The following is a 22,533-nucleotide window of genomic DNA, read 5'->3' as shown; positions in this document are numbered from 1 at the left end:
AAAATATCGCTGGCTACTTTTTCGCTTACGCATTACGTTTTATTGACAATTGCGTAACATTGACAAGTGTCCTGACGATTATTTGTGCAACTGATCACTTAATTTATTTAGACAGGGAGCAGCGCAATGCCGATCAAAAAGATGGAAAACCCCAGACTTTACAGACAAATAGCAGACCAATTGATTGCGCTTATCGACAATAACGAATTTCCACCCGGCAGCCGCCTGCCAGCGGAGCGTGAGTTGGCTGAGCAGCTGCAGGTCAGTCGTGCATCGGTGCGTGAAGCACTGATCGCGTTGGAAGTGATTGGTCTGGTGGATGTGAAGGTCGGCAATGGTGTGATTGTGAAAGCGCGTTCCAGCACCCAGGAACCGGTAATGGTGCAGGCCGGACGCGATCAGTGGAATGAGCCGGACGATGAACTGGGTATCAACCTGGATTTCTCCACCGAGCTTCCACCCTTCTCGCTGCTGCAAGCCCGCCGTCTAATTGAGCCAGAAGCCGCTGCGCTTGCTGCGGTGCATGCCAGCGAGCAGGAACTGGCGCTGATCCGCGCGGCTTATCAACAAAACTGCGAGGATAACCGCGCGCAATCGCGCACCCATCCCGGCGACCGCCTGTTCCATATCCGCATTGCCCAGGCGAGCGGCAATCCTGCCTATGGATTTATCATCGGCCACCTGCTCGGCCATCGCTACGGCAGCATGTTCCGCATGTTGCAGGCGCACTACACGCCTAGCGATATGCCGGTGGTCTCGGAGTCCGAACATATGGCGATTCTTTCCGCGCTGGAGAAACGCGATGCTAAAGCAGCGAGGAGCGCGATGAAGAAGCATATCGATCGGGTGATCGCGACCTTTGAGCGTTCGTAGGGTGCGCATTTATGCGCACCTGGTCGCCATGAATGGCGCCCCTACGGGATCGAGCAGTTGCCGTTCTTGCAGCAGCTTCAGATAGGATCCGTCTTCACCCTTTTCCCTATATCTTTCAGCTGGGAATATTTTTCCAGCAGTTGGGGCGCATCATCAAGGCTCATCGCGAACATCCAGAGATAAGTCATGACGGAATAAATATGGCCGGCATCGGTTCCGCCACGTAACGCCATGGTGAAAATGGTCATAGCAAACAGTAAAGCGGCAACCGCGCCAATCGAAAGATATCCCATCGCTTCGCGGTCGGACAGGCGGATACGCAGCCCCGCCAACACCCGATAATGTCTGCTCAAAGATGCGACCGGTGCACTGCTGACAAAGCCCACTTCTTTTTCAAGCCGACCATTAAGCCGGAAAAATAGGGCCTCATTTTTGTTGGTGTAACCTGGCAGAAAAAACGAAAAGAACACTAAAACGGCCAGGCAGGCGATGCCCGACCAGAATTCAATCGCCAGCAGCATCAACGCCGCCCCGGTGATAGAAGCCAGGGAAGTAATCAATACCGGCAGATGTTTTTCAAAGAAGTCGACGAACTCTCTTGAAAGCGCAACACGGGCAGCGATAGTTGAATGACTGTGATTTTCCCGACGCTGGGCAACAATAACCGGCACAGCCAGTTCAGCATAAATTCTCGCGAAAGTGCGCGTATCAAGGCTGCGCCTGGCGGCACCAATCACCCACATGGTAAAAACCATTAGGGCATAAAATACGGCATGCCATGCCTTACCTGCGACGATGGCATTGATGGCAAAACCGGCCAGCAATGGATAAAGCAGATAGGTCACGTTTTCGGCAATAACCAGCAATAAGGTAAAGAAAAGCTTTCTGTAATGACGGCGTCCAATGTTTTTAAGGGTATTAACCGCGCTGCCGGAGACGTTAACCGGTTCAATAATTTCATGCGTTTGCATAGGATCAATTTCTGTTAATATTAATTTGAGCGAATGCTCAAATTCTGATGGGAAGTCTATTTGAGCAACTGCTCAAAGTCAACGGAGCCGCAACATGAAAGAAACCAAGGAAGCGCTGAAAGCCCGCATATTGGATGGCGCTGCCGCACTATTCATAGAAAAAGGTATCGAGAACGTTGCAACGCGCGAACTCACCGAAAGGCTCTCAATCTCCCGTAGCCATATTTACTATTATTTCAGCGACTGGCAGACGCTATGCATCGAAGCCCTGACAAGGTATTTGCAGAACGAACTGGATGATTTTTCACGATCCATTGAATCAACGTTACCTGCTGACAAACTGAATACTGCCATTGAAAACTATTTGCCGGATGCCCCGGACGCCGTCTGGCAGCTTTATGGTTCACTCTGGCAGATGGCGGGCCGCGATAAAGCCTTTGCTGAGCTAGCAGAGTTGTTTATTAACAAGTGGACCCAATTCATCACCGCCATCGTTGAGGAAGGGATTGCCGAAGGTATTTACCGGCCTGTTGACAGCGCACGCTTTACACGCCAACTCAGCGCCCTGCTTAACGGCTATGCCGACAGCCTGATGATCAGCCCTACTCCAGCCAAACACCGTGAAGCTGTTGAGGATATTCAGGCGTTTATTCGGCTTACGCTTTGAGGTGTTTTTAGGTGAGTGGATTGGCAGGTTAGCTATATGTCTGGTACCTGCCGCTCTGACTTATAAGCTAATTCCTCATCATATTATTTCCTGTAAACAACACTAAATAATGGACTCATTATTTAGAAAATCCTGTCACTATTCTGATTAATCAAAAAACCCTTCACTAATTCTATTTAAGCAGCCACACTGTCAACCAAATTAATCAAGTATAAATAAATAATATGACATTGAGCGCTGCTCATATATGAGCATGCTGCAATAAAACATAACATTAACGCATATAGCAAAAAAGTTTCATATTGCTGATGATTCATTACACGCGCTGAACATCATCAATACTGCTATGAATATGAGAAACGAGCAATGTACTCTAACTCAATATGGATCATGTTAGAAAAGTCGGTCAATATCATCGGGCTCATCTACATCAATGCACTGATGGCAAAATACATTGGCCCTGAAGACTTTGGTAAGATCAACATTTCAACTTCTCTATTTATATTTGTGCAAACGCTGTCGTGGTTTGGTGGTCAGAACATCCTGTTTAAGCGCATGAGTGAAAATACTAAGTCAGGAATTGCGTTAGCGATGCACACGCAAAATCAACGGCGTATTTTCTTCCTGCTGTCATCAAGCTCAGTGTTGATCTATCTCTATTTTTTCACAGACATCATTGTTTTTTTATTTGGTGTGGCCAACGGTATTGCCACCTACTATATCGTGATGGACTTCTTTTCCATCTACAACAACACCCAGTTAAAATCAAAAATCAACACCATCACTAATGTGATTGGCTTATCTGTTGCCCTGGTGATTCGGTTCTATATCTCACACTTTAAACTGCCAGTGTACTACTTCACCCTGCCGATTATTCTCATTCCGCTGATACCTTATATCCTGCGTCTCCTCTATTTTAAATATACGACAAAAATAAATGAGAATCGCAAGGGCGCCGGAATGTATAACCGGCATATGCTGTTTACCGGGGGGGCGCTGATTTTATCGAGCCTATCTGCGGACATCTACACGCAGATATCGAGTATTTTTTTGGCAAAAATCCTTTCTTACTCAAACCTGGGCGTTTATAGCGTCGCGTTAACCATAGGAGGTGCCTGGTCATTTATCGTGCTGGCATTAATAACAAGCTTCTTCTCAAAGATCTACAGCGAAAAGGATCAAATCACCGTTGAAATGCTGCTGATTAAAATCAATCGCATTGTCATCCTGTTTTCGCTTATTGCGTTAGGTGGATTCTATATTTTTGGTGATTACTTTATCCATTTACTGTATGGCGATAAGTATATGGATTCGGTAAATATCATTCCCATTATTATCATTGGTACGATGTTCTCTGCATTAGGCACAATTTGCTATCGCTATATGATAAAAGAGTCCGGATACAGTTACCTGGCTAAAAAGATGTTTTTATGCTGTGTCTTAACCATACCGCTATCCTGGTTAATGATTAATTCTTACGGGATTAATGGGGCTGCATACTGTTTTTTGATCGTTGAGATTTTGTCTTGCACTTTACTCAATTACTTTTTCAGAAATAAAACAATCATCAAAATGCATCTTAACATTTTCAAACTGAGATAATTTTAATGAAAATGATAAAACACACAGTCAAATCCGCATTAAAAATCAGCGCTCACATGTACCCGGAATTTTGCGCAAAAACTCACTACTACATTAAGTTCAAGAAAAAGCTTAACTTAACCAACCCGATCAATTTCAATGAAAAAATTCAGTGGCTTAAATTCAATGAGCTAAATGGTGACATTTATACATTGTGCGCAGACAAGTTTAAGGTGCGGGAGTATGTTAAATCGAAAGGATGTGGTGAAATACTTAACCAACTCTACGGCGTGTATGATGATCCGCAGGAAATAGACTACCGCGCATTACCCAATAAGTTTGCCCTCAAGTGTAACCATGGCGCAGGCTATAACATCATCTGTGACAACAAAGCTTCACTGGACATTGAACAAACCAACAAGCAGCTTAATAAATGGTTAAAGCAGGATTTCTCGACCCATTTTATTGAACCCCAGTATAAGAAAATAGACCGCAAAATCTTATGCGAGAAATACATTGAGAATGAGCGCGGTGGATTTCCAGAAGATTACAAATTCTACTGTTTCAATGGAAAACCTTATGCGGTGATGGTTTGCATGGAGCGAGAAAAAGGCAAACCTAAGTTCTATTATTTTGATATGAACTGGAACCCGCTTCCCTTTGAAGATACCGTTGAATTAATCAATTCCAACAATTATCCGAAAATGCCCGAAGGTTTTCATAAAATGAAAGAGTATGCTGTTAAACTGGCATCGGATTTTAAATTTGTCCGCGCTGATTTTTACCTTCTCAATGGTAACGTTATTTTTGGCGAACTGACCTTCACGCCGTCTGCAGGACTCGATGTTACATTGCAGGAAGCCGATGCTATTTTAGGCCACCAGCTAAAGTTGTAGTGTCGAAAGTGAATGATTTGCCAGTTTTCACAATAGGTGCGCATGAATGCGCACCCTACGAAAAACGCGCCAATCCATCGTAGGGTCGCCATTAATGGCGACCGATGCACCCGCCATCTTTCCCCCTAACGATCAAGCCAGCCACAGCGTCTATACTGATATGCGTAAAGAAATAATCCGCAGATAACCGATAAAAGAATGGTTACTGATTTTTTAACTTATCTGACAACCTAGGTTGTTGGCTTAATAAAAGGGAAAGTAATGCCATTATTATTTGATGAGTTATCGGGTGCGCCAACTTGGGTGCCTGCTGTGTTACTTGTCACGCTCTCACTCGCAGTGGGTTTTCTGGCGCGATTTATCCTGCTCAGGTTCATCCGCTATTGGCAGAATCGTGACAGAAAACTGTTCAAATCACTGGAAAAGCACCTGCGTGGCTCGATGTTTCTGTTTATACCTTTGCTGTTAATCAGTGCAGGGCTTAACTCTGTTAATATCCAGCCTGGATCCCTGAGTTTTATCACTACCACCGTTAATATATTTATTATTCTATCCTTCTGCTCTGTGATAATTCGATTGATTAATGTGGCGCAGGATATGCTTTTCATTCGCTATGACATCAATCTGTCGAATAACCTTCGCGCACGAAAAATTCGTACGCAGATAATGTATGTCAAAAAAGTCGCTATCGTCGTATTGGTGACGTTGTGTCTATCACTGATTCTGCTTAGTTTCCCTGGCGTACGAAAATTCGGCACCACCATCCTCGCCGGTGCCGGTGTTGCCGGTATTATCATTGGCTTTGCGCTGCAGAAGTCGCTGGTCAACTTGTTTGCAGGTATTCAGATCGCCTTTACGCAGCCAATAAAAATTGATGATGCCGTGGTGGTAGAAAATGAATGGGGTTGGATTGAAGAGATCAACCTAACTTATGTTGTTGTGCGTATCTGGGATCTGCGCCGTTTGGTTCTGCCCATTACCTACTTTACTGAAAATGCCTTCCAGAACTGGACGCGTAATAACGCCCAAATATTAGGCTCGGTATTTCTCTATCTCGATTACTCCATGCCGTTAGAACCACTGCGCAGGCATTTTGAAAGAGTGCTCAGCGAAACTAAACTTTGGGATCAGCAAACTCAGGTGCTTCAGGTTACTGATACCACGGACAAAACCATGACGATACGTATGTTGATGACGGCACAAAACTCCCCCACCGCCTGGGATCTGCGCTGTTACGTGCGGGAAAAGATGATTGAGTTTATTCAGCAAAATTATCCGCAGAGTCTTCCTCAGGTCCGGGCGACACTGACTGATGCCGGGACTCGAGAGGCGAATAGTTAAGGGTAAATCGGTCGCCATTAATGGCGACCCTACGATCATAATGGCGTCTTTGCACCCTCGTTATGAATGAAACCACTACAATTTTTTTCATACCGCCCTCTATTGAAACTTCTCTCTCCTCCGATAACCCCTGATATCGCTTTTTCAATGTAAGCCGTGCTTATCTTTTAAGCATCAGGGAGTCGCTGTGAGGATCATCATTAGCCAGCTGATTTGGCATGCGCGTTCGTTGCTGGCAACACGTCGTAGAGGCCGGCCATGACGGGAATAATCCCCATCGCCGACAACATCGCCGTATCGTCAGTTATCGCGGAAGAATCTCATCCTTATCCATTTGTTTGTGCGCCGGCGCAACCTACGATTCAGGGGCCTGAAGGGATTCTGTACGACTTCAACGACGGTGCCAGAGTGTTGCTTCCGCAAGGACGCTGGCGCGTGGCGCTGATGGACGACGATTCAGGCAACATCCTGTTCCATTGTGAATCTGGCGCGGGCTGGGTCACGTCGGCTAAAAAATATTTTGTCCGTTTTCGCATTCAAGTCTGGCGTGGCGACGAAGCGATTCCCTTACTGGATGAAACCCTATCCCTTAAAGATCGAGACGTACTGATTTTCTTTCCTACCGGCACACTGGGTGACTTGCTGGGCTGGTTCCAGTATGCGGAGCGTTTTCGCCTGCTCCACGAGTGCCGCCTTGAATGTGCTATGGCGCAGAACATCATCACTCTGCTTGAAGGGCAGTATCCCGAGATACGGTTCTCGACGCCGGATGCAATCCAGCATCTTACTCCCTACGCCACCTATCGGGTCGGCCTGTTTTTCGGCGGCAACTCTACGCATCAGCCAATTGATTTTCGCCAGGCCGGGTTTCACCGCATCGCTGGTCACATCCTTGGCGTTGACGTCAGAGAGGAAGCGCCGCGTCTGAATCTCAATGCACCGCGCACCATAACCGAGCCATACGTCTGCATCGGCGTCCAGTCAACCTGTCAGGCCAAGTTCTGGAACAACGGCCATGGTTGGGCGGAAGTCGTCATGCATCTGAAAAAACTCGGTTATCGAGTGCTGTGCATTGACCGTGATTCCCGTACCGGCCAGGGTTTTGTCTGGAACCACATCCCATACGGAGCCGAAGACTTCACTGGCAATCTGCCGCTGCAAGAGCGTGTAGATCTGCTTCGGCATGCCAGCTTTTTCATCGGTCTTGCCAGTGGCTTGTCATGGCTTGCGTGGGCAGCGCAGATACCGGTCGTCCTCATTAGTGGTTTCAGTCTGCCCGGCGCGGAGTTTTACACGCCATGGCGGGTATTCAGCAGCCATGGATGCAGTGGCTGCTGGGATAGCCTGCAAGAGACTTTCGATCACCGGGACTATTTCTGGTGTCCCCGTCACAAAGGAACCGACCGGCAGTACGAGTGCACCCGCCTTATCACCGGCAAGCAGGTATGCGGCGTAACGGATCGTCTCCATGCACAGCTTCAGGACAAGTAACACCACAACTACGTAATGACATACAGCAAGGTGAATTATTCACCTGAATACAATAAAAAAAGAGAGATAGGGAAATGAATAGAGCATACAGAATCGTCTGGAGCGCGGCGCGTCAGGCATGGGTAGTGGCTTCTGAGCGTGCCGGATGCGGTGGTCGCCCACCAATGGCCGTGAAGAAGGCAGCGGTTGCCTTTCTGCTGCTGAGTGGCATGACTTCTTTGCCAGCCTCGGCACAGAATTACACTGGAACGGTTGTGACGGGTGCCGGGAACACACAAACACTGAATAGTGGCGATACCTCATCTGCTGTAACCGTTTCGAATCATGCAAAACAGTATGTAAACAGCGGCGCAACCGCTACGGGCACCCAAGTCACCAGCAGTGCCGACCAAACGATTTATGCCGGCGGCCTGGCAACATCCAGCGTGTTGAGTGACAAAGGATCATACCAGTATGTTCAGAGTGGTGGCGTGGCAACAGGCACTCTGGTTGACAATAAAGCAACACAGTATGTCTATGCTGGAGGTTCCGTTTCCTCAACCACGTTAAGTAACGGTGGCGGCATTGAGCTGAATACCAATGCCAACGCTTCCGGTATCACGATTAATTCTGGTGGACGCGCGAATATTGCTGGCGGTTCTGCCAATACGATACTCATCAATTCAGGCGGGACCCTGAGCATCCTGAATGGCGCAGTGGGGATGAATATTAACCAGCAGGCAGGTGGCACGCTGAACGCCGACACCAGCACCACGCTGATGGGTATCAATAGATTGGGTGCGTTCTCCATTAGCGGTGGGCAGGCACAAAATCTGCTGATGGAGAATAACGGCATACTCAGCGTCTTGTCTGCAACCAGCGCGACCAATACCACTGTCGCATCAGCGGGCCTGGCTGTGGTAACGAGTGGCGGAACGGCTATCGCTACCACCGTGTTAGACGGTGGCAATCAGACAATTTATAGCGGCGGCTCTGCCCTCTTTTCTGTGATTAATGGTGGCCAGGAGGTGGTCTCCGGGACAGCCACGGGCACCACAGTGAACCAAAATGGGCAACAGAATGTGAGCGCAGGCGGCGTAGCCGCAGGCACTGTGGTTAACTCTGGCGGCCAGATAAACAACTTTGGAACGGTTACCTCAGCCACGATCAATGATAACGGTAAAGTCTTCGTTAACAGTGGTGCCTCAACGGTGTCTACCATCATTAATTCTGGTGGTATCGAATACCTTAACTCCGGTGGATTAAGCACCGCCGCTCAGCTCAATTCAGGCAGTTACCAGACGGTTTATGCGGGCGGTGAAGCCATCTCGGCATCGGTAACGGGTGGCACGCAACAGGTTCTGGGCATGGCAACCTCAACGATGCTGAACTCAGGCGGCGCCCAGTACGTCTATACGGATGGTATCGCGAACGGTACGTTGATCGGCAATAACGCGGCGCAAGGTGTCGGCGGTACGGCAAACTCAGCCACGGTGGCCGCAGGCGGCGCACAATACGTGTATGACGGAGGCAGCGCAAACTGGACCACTGTCACTAATAACGGCTACATGAATGTTCAAAGCGGTGGTTCGGCATCGGGTGCTGTAGTCAAAAGTGGCGGAACGCTTTATACCAATGATGGTGCCACCGCCACCGGCCTGACGTTGGCATCCGGCGCGGTGCTCAACACCCGAACGAGTGCCACTCTGAACGGTAACAACGCGCTGGGGGCCTTTTCCATCAGCGGTGGCCAGGCGAAAAATGTATTGCTGGAAAATAACGGTTTTCTGGATGTCGAAGCCGGTGACGCTTCAAGCGGCACGATCCTAAACTCAGCTGGACGGGAATCCGTTAGCGGCAGCGCCACCGGCACCACGGTGAACGCTGGCGGTCTGCAGTCCGTAAAAGCGGGCGGAACCGCCACAGGCACTCTCGTAAACTCCGGTGGTCGGGAGTACGTTGAGGGCAGCGCTATTGCCACCACCGTCAACGACGGCGGTATGCTGACTGTCTTCAACGGCGGCATTGCCTCAAGATCAATCATCAATCAGGGTGGCCTCTTATCAGTCGCCAGCGGAGGCGTTGCCACTGACACCACCGTTGCAACCGGCGGCTTGCTGGACATTGCCGATGGCGGCGTTTTAACGCTGGCAAACAGCAACTTTATCAACGATGGTGTCACCACTTATGACACCAGCACTAACGCATCCTTATACTCCAGCGTATCCGGCAGCGGACAACTCACCAAGAGCGGTGCTGGCACGCTAACGTTGGGAGGCACCTTCAGCCAGTCGCAGGTCAATCTTAACGCTGGTGCGCTGGTCATGGACGGCCTGCAGGCAACCACTAATATCGTGGCGCTGTCCGGTACATCGCTGTCACTGGTTAACAGCACCGTCCTGACGGGGATTATTGATCCGACAGACGTGACCATCGACCAAAGCAGTAGCTGGAATATCACCGGAGATTCGCTGGTTGATACGCTGACCAATGCAGGCAGCATTGTTTTTGTGCCGTCACAGGGGGCATTTACGCCGCATACGCTGACCGTGACAAACCTTGCAGGCAACGGCGGCACCATCACACTCAATACCGTGGCAGGCGACAGCAGTTCACCGATTGATAAAGTGATCATTGATGGTGGACAGGCCACGGGCAGCACCGGGCTACGGATTCTAAACCGCAGCGGACTCGGCGCACAGACTACCGGCAGTGGTATTGCGGTGATTCAGGCCATCAACGGTGCCACGACCGAAGCTGGCGCGTTCAGCATGAATCAGCCACTGGTCGCGGGTGCTTACGCTTATAGCCTCTACCGTAACGCGGATCAGAGCTGGTATCTGACTTCGCAGCAGACGCAACAACCGAGTACGGATAACAGCAGCACGCCTGACGTAGTGGCAACCGGACCAGTAAACTACCGCGACGGAATGTGGAGTTACGCGGCCCTTCCGTCACAGTCACTCGACTATGACCGCCTGATGGCAGGAACGGCAGACACACGATTCCAGTATGCGCCTGACAGCCGGGTCTGGGGCCGCCTCGCAGCGGGACAGCTCGGTCATCCTGATCGCGGCAGCCTAACCTCAGGCAGCGTGCCGGAAAGCAGCGGCGAGTACAGTTTCCTGCAGCTGGGTGGCGATCTTTGGCAGCTGGATGGCGTGAATGCCAACTGGCGCGCGGGCCTCTACGGCGGCATCGGCCTGGTGCGCAGTGACGTCTGGCGTGACGGCGGCACCGGCGCGGCGGGTACCGATCGCGACACGGTTTACACTGGCGGCGCTTACCTGTCGGGCCGCAGCAATGCCGGTCTGCACATTGACGGCCTGCTGCAGGCGAGCCATCACAGCCTCTCTGTTGCGTCTAATGATAGTACGCGGCTGAAGACCAGCGGCACCGGCTGGTTGGCTTCTGCAGAAGTCGGGCAGGCTTTCAGTATAAATTCAACCCTGGCTCTGGAACCGCAGTTGCAGTACACGGTGCAGGGCTTAAGTCTGGATGATGGACAGGATGAAGCAGCCTCGATCAACTGGTCTGACAGCCACCGCCAGTCGGTTCGCGCAGGTTTAAAACTGAGCGCGTTCCAGGACGCTAAAACCAGACTTTCCTGGTGGGTGACGCCGTCCGTGACACAGACATATGGCGGCCACAGTGAGGTCAAAGCGTCAGTCGAAGGTGTATCAGGCTCGGATGCGTCGTTCCGGAGCAAGCTGTCGGGTACCGGTATAGGATTAAACGGCGGCGTGGATGCGAACATCCGTGAAAACGTCACGTTAGGCGTACAGGGCGGCTGGTCTGAATCTCTGCATGGCGGAGAATCTGAAGGCTACTACGGCATGGTCAGACTGGGCGTGTCGTTCCGGTAATTCCAACCACACATGCCGGGCATTTTTGCCCGGCATTAAGTGAAACCAGGTTCTTAACTCAGCTGTTGGTTGAAAATCTTGTACAGCACGTGCTCAGCAAGATGGTGATCGGCAGGTAACGCGGGATGGAGAAATGTTGCTTGTTTCTGCATCCCCAATCGCTTCATTAAATTCTCAGATGGCGTGTTATGAATGCTGGTAAACGAAACGACCTCACGAAGATGCAAAACATCAAAGGCATAAGCCAGCGATGTTTCGGCTGCTTCTTTGGCAATCCCTTGCCCCCAGAATTTTTTATTGATACGCCAGCCAATTTCCGTGCAGGGAGAAAAGTCAAACCGATCTGCCTGATGTGCTAAACCCACGCTACCTACAAATTCGCCGGTGGCTTTCATCTCAACGGCCCAGAAACCCCAACCTTGGTTTAAAACAATCATTTCTATGAATCTTGAAACGACGTTGTCGCTTTCCTGGCGACTCAACGCTTTCGGGAAGTACTTCATTACCTCAGGATCGGCGTTGAGTTCGGCAAAGGGTTGTAAGTCCTTTTCCTGCCATTGTCTGAGGATCAGGCGGTCTGTCTCTAACATTAAAAACTCACCCTGACAAACGCTAACGATTCCCTTAGTTTACCTAATAGCGTCTCGAAAAGATCCTATCCATTGATGAAAATTGATGACTCGGAGCACATACACTTTAACGATGCCAATGAGTGAGTAATGCTTGTATCTAATGCTTAAATTGGTCGCCATGAATGGCGACTCTACGTTAATTTGGCAGGTTATTGCACGATAAATTGTGGTATTGCGAAATGTGTGTATTTCAAATTACGCAATCACTTTTCTTCATAATGATAAGCCGTGATTATACCTTGGTCTGAAAAATCGACAGTGAGAAATTGCTCCCTGTCAGAGATAAATGGAATGAGAAAGTAGATGCGTCTATCAACAATTTTAGAATAATACTGCCAACGTTTGGCATTATTATAATCCTCTGGATTTATCGGAGTACCAAAAGTGAGCAGTACATCTTTACGGCTCGTTACTTCAGGGACGAGTTTCTGCTTAACTTCTTTCTCTGAATAATCCGACAGTCGAGTCTCTTTTGTACGATCAACGTTAGCTGCACACGAAGAAATGAACGCGCAAACTAATACTGTTAGAATTAATCTATCCCATTTCATTTTGAAATTTCCTTTTCAACGTAGATACCATTTACGCTATCGAGAGCCACTTCTTTGAGGTATAGAACACAATATCCTGTCTTATCGCCATAGCTAATATGAGCTTCATAGATTTTTTTCTTTTCAGGAACAAACGGGAGATTCACGTTACAACCCTGATATAACGAGTGATGAATAATGGTTTTTTCATCAGGAATAAGCAATGTTTCAACATAATCGTCCTTATACTGCTTGCCTGTTATTTTTGGTAACCCAATATCCTTGGTAGAACCTAAAAAAGGATTTAGATATGCGTTATGCTTCAAGATCCAACCGCCAGTTTTTTTACCTGAACTGTCAGTCTGATGTAATGCATAACTCATTGGAGGTCCGATAAGACGAATTTTTGCCACATCGGAACTTGCAGGTGGCGGTGTGAATTGCTCTGGTTCAGGGAATAAATTAGCACAGCCTGAAAGGCTCAGCACTGTGGGGATTAACAAGGTGCTAAAATACTTCATATAATATCCTTATTTAATATTAAACCTAATAACAGCAATATAAAAGTGAAGTTCAACCAATCTGGAAAGGAATACTCTTTAGATAAATACGAAAAGAGTTATCGGCAATATTTTCTGTAACTTTATTTTTTTATGCGTTTATTGTTGTCTAGTGGAATTTTGCATAATGAGGGTTTGCCGCACAGGTTTGATTCCTGGTCGCCATGAATGGCGACCCTACAATGGTTTGGCGGGATTTTCGTAGGGTCACCATTTATGGTGACCGGATAACACCGTGGCTGGTATTTTCCAGTTTCGAGCGTACATTGAGAGGGTCGCCATTAATGGCAACCCTACGATTTAAAAAGGAGCTTTTAACATGGCAGCAAAGGAACACCATTATCAGGTCACGGTACGCTGGACCGGCAACCGTGGCAAAGGCACCGCATCTTATACCGCTTATGACCGCAACGCGGAGCTGATTGCCGCTGGCAAAGAGACGGTAGCACTGAGCGCCGATCCGGCGTTTCGAGGTGATGCGGCGCGCTGGAATCCAGAAGAGTTACTGCTAGCTTCAGCCTCGGCTTGCCACAAATTGTGGTATCTGCATCTCTGTTCTGACGCCGGAATTGTGGTGGAAGCCTATGAAGATGCGGCGGAAGGAACAATGATTGAGGGCACGCGCGGCCGGTTTACCAATATCACGTTGAAACCGCGTATTGCGCTGCGCGATCCGGCTGATGCGGACCGCGCGCGTGAACTGCATCATCAGGCGCATGAAGCCTGTTTCATCGCTAACTCGCTTAACTTCCCGGTGAACTGCGAACCCGAATTCGTGTGATTCAGGCCGCGCCGGCCAGCGACGGTTGCCATAAGCGCACGCCGTTGCGTCCGGCGCGTTTCACCTCATACAGCGCTTCATCGGCATGCCGCAACCAGTGACGAATCGACTCCGCATTTGCTGCCGATGCAATACCAATACTCACCGAACAACGAAACTCCGCCGACGCCGGTAAGCGCACCTGGGCGATCTTTTCCTGCAAACGTTGGGCCAGCGCCACCACCGATTCGTCGCTGGCATGATGCACAATCACGCCCAGCTCATCGCCGCCAAAACGCGCCGGAATATCCTGCAATCCCACATGATTTCGTAGCAGCGCGGAGATTTCTGCCAGCAGGAAATCCCCCGCTTCATGGCCCCACGTATCGTTTACCGTTTTGAAATAATCGAGGTCCATCAGCAGCAAATAACCGGCGCTGTCACCACGACGCGTACTGAGAAATTCGCTCTCCAAACGGCGTTCAAACAGGCGACGATTGGGAATTTCCAGGCCGGGATCCATCAGCGCAATGCGCTCCAGCTCGCGGTTACGCTTGCGCAATTGCCAGGTGAGATTGTACGACGTGACGCTGAGCACCAGCATGTAGCAAGTCGCGAGCGGCAAGGTCAGCCAAACGGTTTGTGTGCTGAACGTCAGGTTTACGCCAGCGCCATCCATTAGCCATACCATGACAAAGCCGCAGAGAAATGCCTGCATCGCTGCGATCAACTGCGCGGCACCGCCGGCGGCATAACGATCCGAGGCCAGCACCGCCATAATGACAAATGAAGGCAGCGGACTCAGCGCCATTAGCGCCACCCAAATGCCACCGAAGGCGGCGTCGAGGGTTAAATTGTGCCGTTCGGTGGTGGTGGAATCTTCGGCTCGCAACGCGCGGCGATAAGCCAGCCACGGCCAGAGAAACGCATTCACAAATAACAGGGCGCTAAACGCCAGGCCACGATCCATCTCCATCAGTACCGAGAGGATTGGGAAAAAACATAAAATCGTGCCGAGCTGACGCATGATAAACATGCGACGGACGAAGCGTTGGGAACGCCGCTTCAAGTGACTATCGTCAGGTGAGTAGTAGTTCATGCACGGGAAGTATCAGGACGACAAGAATTGCAGTTTAACGGGAAAAGTTATCAGTGGAGCGGAATATTTTAAGAATATTTACCTTGCACTTCTGCAACCGCACAAAAAAGTCGCGCGTAGCTCAAAAGAGAAACAGTGGAAGTCAATCTGAACCGACTTCCACTGTAATTTTTAGCGTACAGCTCCCTGCAAGCGGAACTGCGCCACCAATCGTTCCAGCATCATCGCCTGTTCTTCCAGTGAATTCGCTGAGTGCGAAGAGGCGCTAACCAGCGTTGCGTTCTGCTGCGTGGTGGTATCCAGCTCGCCTACCGCGCGGGCAATTTGCTCAATGCCGCGGCTTTGCTCATCCGATGCTGCTGAAATCTCTTCCATGATTTCATTCACGCGCGCAATGCTGCCGAGGATCTGATCCATGGTTTCACCGGCGCGCGCCACCTGCTGGTGACCGTTGCTGATGCGTCCCACCGATTCACTGATCAACTGCTCAATGTCTTTTGCCGCACCGGCACTGCGCTGTGCCAAATTGCGCACTTCGCTGGCGACCACGGCGAAACCACGGCCCTGCTCGCCGGCTCGTGCCGCTTCCACCGCCGCGTTCAGCGCGAGGATATTAGTCTGGAAGGCGATGCTGTTAATTACGGCGGTGATATCGGCGATCTTTTTCGAGCTGTCAGAGATTTCGCCCATGGTGTTCACCACATCACGCACTGCGATGCCGCCTTTGTTGGCGTTGTGTGACGCTTCCGCCGCAATCTGACTTGCCTGACGCGCATTGGCGGCGTTATTTTTCACCGTGGCAGTGAGCTGCTCCATGCTGGCAGCGGTTTCCACCACCGCCGCCGCTTGTTGTTCAGTGCGCGATGACAAATCGAGGTTGCCCTGATTAATCGCACTGGCCGCCTGTGACACACTGCTAACGCTGCTCAGCACATCGCCGATCATGCTGCGCAGCCGTTCGTTCATGCGTCCCATCGCCGACGTCAGCTTGCCGAGTTCATCATGGCGATCGGTGGCAAAATGCGAGCTGAGATCGCCATTGGCGATGCGCTCCGCCAGTTCCAGGTTATGGAATACCGGACGCGTGATTTGACGAATGATGTACCACGCCACCAGCACGCCGAACAGGATCGCCAGACCACCAATCAGCAGTGAGATTGCCGCCGATCCGTTGGCCAGTTCATCGTTGCGCGCTTTGACGATGGTAATGATCTGTTTAATCGCCGCACTGCTTTTATCGCCCGCCACTTTGACGGTATCTTCCGCCGCACGCAGCTGACCATAGGCATCCGCCGCTTGCAGGCTGAGGCTTTTAAATTTCTCAGTGTCCTGCCACAGCGAGGTAAATTCGCCCTGCTGTTCCGGCGGTAACTGCGCCAGCAGCGCTTTCATGCCCTGTTCGGCCTGCTGGAAATGGTTCTCCAGCGTTTTACGCAGCGTATCGCTAACGTTAAAACGCAGCGCCCAGGCTTCTTCACGCACGTTGCTAATGGCGAACAGCTGTTCGTAGATTTGGTTGGTGAGTTCAGGATTGGTAACCGGGGTGCGAATCAGTTGAGTGTAGCGCGAGGTCATGTCTTGCTGGCTTAAGGCATCAAGCTGCGAGCGCAGGCTATTGAGTTGCTGCGTGGCTTGCGTCATGGCGCCAATGCTGTTCTGGAAACTGGTGAGGTGCGTTCCCAGCTCATCCACCCGCGCTCTGGCGCCATCCGACCATGAAAGTTGTTTCGCTTCGCTGGTAAGCTGCTGCGCATGCGTGACGTAGTTCGCCATCACCTGGCCAGATTTGTCATCGCCATAAAGATATTTGAGGCGGTTAATTTTGGCCTGAAACACTTCAATGTTGATGTCATAAATCAGATTAGTTTTCTGATAGATGTCATGAATGGCGTTGAAGCGCTGCACGCTCAATCCGGTTGCCAGTGCCACTAACAACAGCACGATGCCGAATCCTGCCGACAGCTTACGCGTGATGCGCACATTACGTAATCGGGATACCAGCCCCATGTTCCCTGCTCCTGCGATTATTGTTTTTGTAAAGTTTGTAAGGGAGTTATCGGAGCGGTACGGGAAATGTTTATTCAGGATTGTGCAAAAAGTGATTGCAGGATGTGACGCGCAACCGGAAACAGCGCATAAGATTTACTGGCGTTACTCACCACCTCCAACAGTGTTAACGCTTTTTTATTACTTCGATCAGGGAGGTTGTCGATATCGAAGGAGTGCGTTCCAGATAGATGATTTCAGCCAGTGAAGAATACCTGTCAAATTTACCTTTCCAGTCATCGCCCATCACCAAGGTATCGGCGTGATATTTTTTAATATAGTCAGGCTTCAATTCCAGCGACTCCTCGAGAAAAACTTCATCGACATATTTAATGCCCGCAATAATCGACATTCGGTCACTTTCATCGTAAACCGGATAACGCCCTTTTTTGTGGAAGTTTAAGGCGTCAGAGGAGACGCCAACAGCTAGCCAGTCACCCAGCCTTTTTGCTCGCTGTAAGATATGTAGGTGCCCAACATGGAACACATCAAAGGTTCCGAAGGTGATGATTTTTTTCATCGGCGTGATATCAGTTAAAATGTAATACCCACTAGAGCAATTTACATGCCATAAAAATAAAGCATTATTTTCAATTGAATATCTAGATCACATGTTTTATTGCGGAAGTAAAACTTCCATTCAGGTGGAAATTAATAATGCTGTTTATTAAAGAATCCCGAATGGATGGACTGCAGAGTTGGGCAAAAAAATTTCGATTTTTGCTGGTGGACCGACAGGTGACGATGATGTCACATCAGGGTGCTGATAGGTGAACAATTAAAAGTATGTTGTAACTATATTCACTAATTGTTTCTGGCGAGCTTTGACACCCGCTTCAGAATTAAAAATCAATGATATCAATAGACTGAATATGTTTATTCAGGCGATTTCAGGGTGAAATCGCCTGCAACAATGTGCAGGCGTATAACGTTTACCAGCGCGTCGCTTGCATATCGATAACGAAGCGGTACTTCACATCACCCTTCAACATGCGTGTGAACGCAGTTTCGATCTCTTCACCGGCAATCAGTTCGATATCGGCAGTGATATTGTGTTTGCCGCAGAAATCCAGCATCTCCTGGGTTTCCTGAATGCTGCCAATCGACGAGCCGCTGATGCTCAATCGACGATTCACCATCGGCGTGACGTTAGGAGACTGGTGCGGCTGCTCGGGAATGCCGACCAGCACTAAACGACCGTTGGTTTTCAGCGTGGCAAGGTAAGGATCGAGATCGTGCGGTGCTGAGACGCAATCCACGATGAAATCGAGTGAAGTTTGTGCCGCCGCCATCTGCTCCGCATCACGTGAAACCACTACGCGCGCAGCGCCTAAACGCAGCGCATCTTCACCTTTGGCCGGTGAAGTGGTGAACAGCGTGACTTCCGCGCCCATCGCGCTCGCCAGCTTAACCGCCATATGGCCTAATCCGCCCAAGCCGACAACGCCAACTTTATCACCAGCTTTCACGTTAAAGTGACGCAACGGCGACCACACAGTGACGCCCGCACACAACAGCGGCGCAACGCCCGCTAACGGCAAGGTTTGAGGTACGGACACCACGAAGTGCTGATCGACCACGACATTTTGTGCGTAGCCGCCCCACGTGCTGTCGCCAGTGTATTTATCGATGCCGTTGTAAGTTGCAACAAAGCCGGATTCACAATATTGCTCTTCTTTCTGCTGGCAGAAATGGCATTCGCGGCAGGAATCGACCATCACGCCCACGCCCACGACATCGCCCGCTTTGAAATTGGTTACGTCCGCGCCGGTTTCCACCACGCGTCCAACGATTTCATGTCCCGGCACCAGCGGATAGCGACTGACCGCCCATTCGTTACGTGCCATATGCAGATCCGAATGGCACACGCCGCAGTACAAAATTTCAATTTTGACATCCTGCTGCTGCAGCGGGCGCAGTGCAATCTGGCTGGAAGAGAGCGGTTTAGCCGCGTCGTGCGCGACTAATGCATTGATTTTCATAGTGCCTCCGTAATGAACTGGCTTTGGCTAGCTGAAGGCGGCAGACTATAGTGAACATGGTGCAAAATTGATAGTAGTTACCATTTGGTAACCGTACAGGAGGTTCAAACGATGCCCGCAATTGTTGACGGTAAGCTGTTTTTTTATGCGGATTCGCCGCCGCGCCGGCTGATGGATCTGTTTTCGGTGAAATGGAGCAGCATGGTTTTGCACGCGCTGTATCACTGGCCGAACCATCGCGCACGCACCGGCGAGTTGCAACGCAGCCTGCAGGGAATTTCGAAGAAGATGCTGTTTCAAACGCTGAAAGAGCTGGAACAGCGCGGGCTGATTGCCCGTCACGTTTATGATGTAGTGCCGCCGAAAGTCGATTACCGCTTAACGCCGCTCGGCATGACGTTCGCGGCACCGATTGAACAGATGTATCAATGGGGGCTGGAGAATCAGGCGGCACTGGATGAGATGGAAGCCCACTATCGCGCCGCTACGGACGCGCCATCAGCCGCACCACACAATCCCGATCGTGCTGCTGACGCGGATTAAACACCACCAGACTTAAACCCGGTTTGCCTTCAACCGCGAAGGTGCTGTATTCCAGCTCGAGCACACCTTCGTCGGGCAGCCACAGCTGTTTGATGCCTTCGCCATGCTGACTCACTTCCTGCGATTGCCACAGCTGGCGGAAGGTGTCGCTCATCTCGCACAGCTCATCCACCAGCGCGCGCACATGCTCGCTGGCGCCGGTTCGCGCCACGTCCGCGCGGAAGTTAGCCACCATGCCGCGTGTCACTTTATGCCAGTCCGGGAGGCGCTTCTTCATCTCCTCGTTACGGAACATCATTAGCAGGATATTGCGCTGGGCGGGCGGCAGCTCGGCGTAATCAACAAACACTTTGGTCGCCGCGCGGTTCCACGCCACCACTTGCCACTCTGCGGTTTTCACCAGCGCTGGCGTGTTCTCCATGCTGTCGAGTACGCGCTGTAGCGATGGCGAAACATCCACACCCGCTTGCCATGTCACGCCCGGCAGACGATTTTGCGCCAGCAAAAACAGGTGATCGCGCTCGGCGGCGCTCAGCTCCAATGCGCGAGCTAAACGTTCCAGCACTTCTTCCGAAGGCGCGCCGCCTCTGCCCTGCTCCAGCCACGTATACCACGTGGTGCTAACGCACGCGCGCACCGCCACTTCTTCCCGGCGCAGGCCCGGTGTGCGGCGGCGCAGCAAGGTGTAGCCGAGTTTCGCCGCATCAAGCCGCTGGCGGCGTTCGCGCAGATAGTTGCCGAGCACGTTGTCATCTTGCTGAGTCATGCCTTTATCCTGTTAGTGCGTATACCTGTATAAGCTCACGACTTTTCGCCGCGTCGCAGACTTTTATGATAGTGCTTCAACTTTGAAAAAGTGGAGCACCAATATGCGAATTTTTGTGACCGGGGCGAGCGGCTTTATCGGTTCCGCCATTGTGAAAAAACTGCAGACACGTGGTTATCAGGTGCAAGGTCTTGCGCGTAGCGAGGCTTCCGCAGAAAAATTGCAGCAGCAAGGTGTGCAGGTGATTCGCGGCGATCTTGAAGATCTCGTCGGTCTGCGCAAGGCCGTTGAACAGAGCGACGGCGTGATCCACGCCGGATATATACACGATTTCAGCCGCATGGATCATGCTGCAGAGGTCGATCAGCGCGCGATTCTGGCGATGGGTGAAGTATTTGCAGGTTCAGATCGCCCGCTAATTGTCACCACCGGCACCGCGTTGGTGTCGCCTGGACGTCTCGCCACCGAACAAATCAGACCGACAGCGGGCGCGCATCCACGTTCCAATTCTAACGTCGCCGCGTTGGCGCTGGCCGACAGCGGCGTGCGCGTGGCGCTGGTGCGCTTGCCGCCAACCGTGCATGGCGCGGGCGATCATGGATTTATTCCGATAATCATCAACATGGCAAAGGAGAAAGGTGCGGCGGTATATGTTGGCGACGGCGAGAATCGCTGGCCTGCGGTACATCGTGATGATGCAGCTGAACTGTTTTGCCTTGCGGCTGAGCAGGCTGAGCCGGGGGCGATTCTGCATGCGGTGCAGGAAGAAGGTGTGCCGTTCCGTCAGATTGCCGAAACCATCGGCGCCGGATTAGCGCTGCCGGTGAAAAGCCTGACGCTGGAAGAAGCCAAAGCGTGGCTAGGCTGGATGGCGTTCTTCGCCTCTACCGATAATCCGTCCTCCAGCGCGTGGACGCGTGAGACGTTTAACTGGCAGCCGCGTGGGCTGGGATTACTGCAGGATATGCGTGAGGCGGGATATTTTAAATAACGGTCGCCATGAATGGCGTAATGCTTGACAGTTAAGCGTGAATCGGTCGCCATGAATGGCGACCCTACGACGATTTGGCGAGGTTTTCGTAGGGTGCGCATTTATGCGCACCTGGAAATTCATCAACCAAACGGCACTTCGCGCGCAAGAATGCGGGCGATCACGTTAAGCGCGCCTTCGTCATTGTTGCTTTCGGTTCTGTAACGCGACACCGCGCTGACCGGCGCTGCGGCGTTCGCCATTGAGAAGCTGTAGCACGCCTGACGCAGCATTTCGATGTCGTTGGCGCTGTCGCCTACCGCCACCACTTCACAATCATCGATGCCCCATTTTTCCTGCAGCAGCGCGATGCCGTGCGCTTTGTGGCAGCCGGGAATGATCAAATCAACAAAACCAAAACCGCTGGAAACCGGATGCATAATGTTTTCAATCGCGCCCAGCTCAGCGTGCAACCGCTCCATCAAGGCATCAACGCCTTCGTGCGCTAGATTCAGCGAGAACTTAAAGATGGTGTCGTCGATATCGTAGAGATTGTCGCGCTTTTCCAGACGATGATAATGATTCGCCAGCATGGCAATCACTTCGTCGGACATTGACGTGTGCACGTACGCGCCGTTGCGACCACAAACCACGGTGCTAATGTCCGGTTCTTTGGCGAGAATATCGAGGATTTGATGCACGCGTTCCTGCGCCAGTTCACCGCAGAAGATCTCTTCATTGCTGTCAGAAACCCAGGCGCCGTTTTCCGCGACAAAAGCGATCTCATCTTTGATGTCAGGAAAGTAGCGCAGCAACTGATAATACTGATTGCCGCTGGCGACCACGAAACGAATGCCCTTCTCTTTCAGCAACGCATACTGACGCGCAAAGCGCTGCGCGTTGTACTGTTTGTTGTCATCGAGAAAAGTGCCATCCATATCCACCGCAATCATCTTCACTGCCATTTTGCTCTCCCGTTT

General features: G+C 50.9%; 20 protein-coding genes. 10 read left to right on the top strand and 10 right to left on the bottom strand.

Annotated features, from left to right (window positions below):
* The first annotated feature begins 126 nt into the window (after nucleotides 1-126).
* Nucleotides 127-873: a FadR/GntR family transcriptional regulator gene (locus NR302_RS20010; RefSeq protein ID WP_008109091.1), complete on the top strand. Its 747-nt coding sequence runs from the start codon at nucleotides 127-129 to the stop codon at nucleotides 871-873.
* 77 nt (nucleotides 874-950) lie between these two features.
* On the opposite strand, the gene NR302_RS20005 is transcribed toward NR302_RS20010, so the two are convergent.
* Nucleotides 951-1,844, bottom strand: coding sequence for an ABC transporter six-transmembrane domain-containing protein (locus NR302_RS20005; protein WP_258145579.1), 894 nt, complete (start codon nucleotides 1,842-1,844; stop codon nucleotides 951-953).
* A 94-nt stretch (nucleotides 1,845-1,938) separates the two neighbouring features.
* Between NR302_RS20005 and NR302_RS20000 the strand changes: the two genes are divergently transcribed.
* The 6 genes from NR302_RS20000 to NR302_RS19975 all read left to right on the top strand — a co-directional run bounded on the left by NR302_RS20000 (nucleotide 1,939) and on the right by NR302_RS19975 (nucleotide 11,665).
* Complete coding sequence (locus tag NR302_RS20000; protein WP_154156681.1) at nucleotides 1,939-2,511, top strand: TetR/AcrR family transcriptional regulator; 573 nt, start codon at nucleotides 1,939-1,941, stop codon at nucleotides 2,509-2,511.
* A 366-nt stretch (nucleotides 2,512-2,877) separates the two neighbouring features.
* Nucleotides 2,878-4,113: an oligosaccharide flippase family protein gene (locus NR302_RS19995; RefSeq protein WP_258145578.1), complete on the top strand. Its 1,236-nt coding sequence runs from the start codon at nucleotides 2,878-2,880 to the stop codon at nucleotides 4,111-4,113.
* A gap of 5 nt (nucleotides 4,114-4,118) precedes the next feature.
* On the top strand, nucleotides 4,119-4,988 hold the full coding sequence (locus NR302_RS19990) for an ATP-grasp fold amidoligase family protein (RefSeq protein ID WP_258145577.1): 870 nt from the start codon (nucleotides 4,119-4,121) through the stop codon (nucleotides 4,986-4,988).
* A 261-nt stretch (nucleotides 4,989-5,249) separates the two neighbouring features.
* On the top strand, nucleotides 5,250-6,329 hold the full coding sequence (locus NR302_RS19985) for a mechanosensitive ion channel family protein (protein WP_258145576.1): 1,080 nt from the start codon (nucleotides 5,250-5,252) through the stop codon (nucleotides 6,327-6,329).
* 258 nt (nucleotides 6,330-6,587) lie between these two features.
* Nucleotides 6,588-7,820, top strand: coding sequence for an autotransporter strand-loop-strand O-heptosyltransferase (locus tag NR302_RS19980; RefSeq protein ID WP_258145575.1), 1,233 nt, complete (start codon nucleotides 6,588-6,590; stop codon nucleotides 7,818-7,820).
* A 74-nt stretch (nucleotides 7,821-7,894) separates the two neighbouring features.
* A complete protein-coding gene (locus tag NR302_RS19975; protein WP_258145574.1) occupies nucleotides 7,895-11,665 on the top strand; it encodes an autotransporter adhesin family protein in 3,771 nt (1,256 codons plus the stop codon).
* 53 nt (nucleotides 11,666-11,718) lie between these two features.
* Here NR302_RS19975 and NR302_RS19970 read toward each other — a convergent pair whose 3' ends face one another.
* The 3 genes from NR302_RS19970 to NR302_RS19960 all read right to left on the bottom strand — a co-directional run bounded on the left by NR302_RS19970 (nucleotide 11,719) and on the right by NR302_RS19960 (nucleotide 13,348).
* A complete protein-coding gene (locus tag NR302_RS19970; RefSeq protein WP_258145573.1) occupies nucleotides 11,719-12,255 on the bottom strand; it encodes a GNAT family N-acetyltransferase in 537 nt (178 codons plus the stop codon).
* Between the two features lie 245 nt (nucleotides 12,256-12,500).
* Complete coding sequence (locus tag NR302_RS19965; RefSeq protein ID WP_258145572.1) at nucleotides 12,501-12,848, bottom strand: hypothetical protein; 348 nt, start codon at nucleotides 12,846-12,848, stop codon at nucleotides 12,501-12,503.
* Nucleotides 12,845-13,348, bottom strand: coding sequence for a hypothetical protein (locus NR302_RS19960; RefSeq protein ID WP_258145571.1), 504 nt, complete (start codon nucleotides 13,346-13,348; stop codon nucleotides 12,845-12,847). The genes NR302_RS19965 and NR302_RS19960 overlap by 4 nt, the downstream gene beginning before the upstream one ends.
* A gap of 358 nt (nucleotides 13,349-13,706) precedes the next feature.
* Between NR302_RS19960 and NR302_RS19955 the strand changes: the two genes are divergently transcribed.
* Entirely contained in the window at nucleotides 13,707-14,168 is a 462-nt protein-coding gene (locus tag NR302_RS19955; protein ID WP_154156670.1) for an OsmC family protein, read from the top strand.
* Between the two features lies 1 nt (nucleotide 14,169).
* On the opposite strand, the gene NR302_RS19950 is transcribed toward NR302_RS19955, so the two are convergent.
* The 4 genes from NR302_RS19950 to NR302_RS19935 form a co-directional block, all read right to left on the bottom strand.
* Nucleotides 14,170-15,246, bottom strand: coding sequence for a diguanylate cyclase (locus NR302_RS19950; protein ID WP_258145570.1), 1,077 nt, complete (start codon nucleotides 15,244-15,246; stop codon nucleotides 14,170-14,172).
* Nucleotides 15,247-15,417: 171 nt separating this feature from the next.
* A complete protein-coding gene (locus NR302_RS19945) occupies nucleotides 15,418-17,253 on the bottom strand; it encodes a methyl-accepting chemotaxis protein (RefSeq protein WP_258145569.1) in 1,836 nt (611 codons plus the stop codon).
* A gap of 166 nt (nucleotides 17,254-17,419) precedes the next feature.
* Complete coding sequence (locus tag NR302_RS19940; RefSeq protein WP_258145568.1) at nucleotides 17,420-17,812, bottom strand: adenylyltransferase/cytidyltransferase family protein; 393 nt, start codon at nucleotides 17,810-17,812, stop codon at nucleotides 17,420-17,422.
* Nucleotides 17,813-18,224: 412 nt separating this feature from the next.
* On the bottom strand, nucleotides 18,225-19,274 hold the full coding sequence (locus tag NR302_RS19935; RefSeq protein WP_258145567.1) for an NAD(P)-dependent alcohol dehydrogenase: 1,050 nt from the start codon (nucleotides 19,272-19,274) through the stop codon (nucleotides 18,225-18,227).
* Between the two features lie 111 nt (nucleotides 19,275-19,385).
* Between NR302_RS19935 and NR302_RS19930 the strand changes: the two genes are divergently transcribed.
* Nucleotides 19,386-19,817 (top strand): helix-turn-helix domain-containing protein, encoded by a 432-nt coding sequence (locus NR302_RS19930; RefSeq protein WP_176973274.1) that lies wholly within the window; start codon nucleotides 19,386-19,388, stop codon nucleotides 19,815-19,817.
* On the opposite strand, the gene NR302_RS19925 is transcribed toward NR302_RS19930, so the two are convergent.
* The gene (locus NR302_RS19925; RefSeq protein WP_258145566.1) at nucleotides 19,759-20,583 is read right to left on the bottom strand and encodes a helix-turn-helix transcriptional regulator; all 825 of its coding nucleotides are present in this window, start codon (nucleotides 20,581-20,583) and stop codon (nucleotides 19,759-19,761) included. The two genes, NR302_RS19930 and NR302_RS19925, sit on opposite strands and share 59 nt — an antisense overlap.
* 103 nt (nucleotides 20,584-20,686) lie before the next feature.
* Here NR302_RS19925 and NR302_RS19920 point away from each other — a divergent pair, with 103 nt between their 5' ends.
* Complete coding sequence (locus tag NR302_RS19920; protein WP_258145565.1) at nucleotides 20,687-21,574, top strand: SDR family oxidoreductase; 888 nt, start codon at nucleotides 20,687-20,689, stop codon at nucleotides 21,572-21,574.
* A gap of 122 nt (nucleotides 21,575-21,696) precedes the next feature.
* Here NR302_RS19920 and NR302_RS19915 read toward each other — a convergent pair whose 3' ends face one another.
* A complete protein-coding gene (locus NR302_RS19915; RefSeq protein WP_008109141.1) occupies nucleotides 21,697-22,518 on the bottom strand; it encodes a Cof-type HAD-IIB family hydrolase in 822 nt (273 codons plus the stop codon).
* Nucleotides 22,519-22,533: the final 15 nt, after the last annotated feature.

Source organism: Pantoea sp. SOD02 (assembly GCF_024707505.1).
Taxonomy (GTDB): Bacteria; Pseudomonadota; Gammaproteobacteria; order Enterobacterales; family Enterobacteriaceae; genus Pantoea; species Pantoea symbiotica.
Note: the sequence above shows the minus strand (reverse complement) of the source record. Positions and strands in the feature narration are given on the sequence as shown.

What these genes read in the sequence shown, in the direction of transcription:
- NR302_RS20010 (WP_008109091.1), top strand. Translation starts at nt 127, where the DNA reads ATGCCGATCAAAAAGATGGAAAACCCCAGACTTTACAGACAAATAGCA.
- NR302_RS20005 (WP_258145579.1), bottom strand. Translation starts at nt 1,844, where the DNA reads ATGCAAACGCATGAAATTATTGAACCGGTTAACGTCTCCGGCAGCGCG.
- NR302_RS20000 (WP_154156681.1), top strand. Translation starts at nt 1,939, where the DNA reads ATGAAAGAAACCAAGGAAGCGCTGAAAGCCCGCATATTGGATGGCGCT.
- NR302_RS19995 (WP_258145578.1), top strand. Translation starts at nt 2,878, where the DNA reads ATGTACTCTAACTCAATATGGATCATGTTAGAAAAGTCGGTCAATATC.
- NR302_RS19990 (WP_258145577.1), top strand. Translation starts at nt 4,119, where the DNA reads ATGAAAATGATAAAACACACAGTCAAATCCGCATTAAAAATCAGCGCT.
- NR302_RS19985 (WP_258145576.1), top strand. Translation starts at nt 5,250, where the DNA reads ATGCCATTATTATTTGATGAGTTATCGGGTGCGCCAACTTGGGTGCCT.
- NR302_RS19980 (WP_258145575.1), top strand. Translation starts at nt 6,588, where the DNA reads ATGACGGGAATAATCCCCATCGCCGACAACATCGCCGTATCGTCAGTT.
- NR302_RS19975 (WP_258145574.1), top strand. Translation starts at nt 7,895, where the DNA reads ATGAATAGAGCATACAGAATCGTCTGGAGCGCGGCGCGTCAGGCATGG.
- NR302_RS19970 (WP_258145573.1), bottom strand. Translation starts at nt 12,255, where the DNA reads ATGTTAGAGACAGACCGCCTGATCCTCAGACAATGGCAGGAAAAGGAC.
- NR302_RS19965 (WP_258145572.1), bottom strand. Translation starts at nt 12,848, where the DNA reads ATGAAATGGGATAGATTAATTCTAACAGTATTAGTTTGCGCGTTCATT.
- NR302_RS19960 (WP_258145571.1), bottom strand. Translation starts at nt 13,348, where the DNA reads ATGAAGTATTTTAGCACCTTGTTAATCCCCACAGTGCTGAGCCTTTCA.
- NR302_RS19955 (WP_154156670.1), top strand. Translation starts at nt 13,707, where the DNA reads ATGGCAGCAAAGGAACACCATTATCAGGTCACGGTACGCTGGACCGGC.
- NR302_RS19950 (WP_258145570.1), bottom strand. Translation starts at nt 15,246, where the DNA reads ATGAACTACTACTCACCTGACGATAGTCACTTGAAGCGGCGTTCCCAA.
- NR302_RS19945 (WP_258145569.1), bottom strand. Translation starts at nt 17,253, where the DNA reads ATGGGGCTGGTATCCCGATTACGTAATGTGCGCATCACGCGTAAGCTG.
- NR302_RS19940 (WP_258145568.1), bottom strand. Translation starts at nt 17,812, where the DNA reads ATGAAAAAAATCATCACCTTCGGAACCTTTGATGTGTTCCATGTTGGG.
- NR302_RS19935 (WP_258145567.1), bottom strand. Translation starts at nt 19,274, where the DNA reads ATGAAAATCAATGCATTAGTCGCGCACGACGCGGCTAAACCGCTCTCT.
- NR302_RS19930 (WP_176973274.1), top strand. Translation starts at nt 19,386, where the DNA reads ATGCCCGCAATTGTTGACGGTAAGCTGTTTTTTTATGCGGATTCGCCG.
- NR302_RS19925 (WP_258145566.1), bottom strand. Translation starts at nt 20,583, where the DNA reads ATGACTCAGCAAGATGACAACGTGCTCGGCAACTATCTGCGCGAACGC.
- NR302_RS19920 (WP_258145565.1), top strand. Translation starts at nt 20,687, where the DNA reads ATGCGAATTTTTGTGACCGGGGCGAGCGGCTTTATCGGTTCCGCCATT.
- NR302_RS19915 (WP_008109141.1), bottom strand. Translation starts at nt 22,518, where the DNA reads ATGGCAGTGAAGATGATTGCGGTGGATATGGATGGCACTTTTCTCGAT.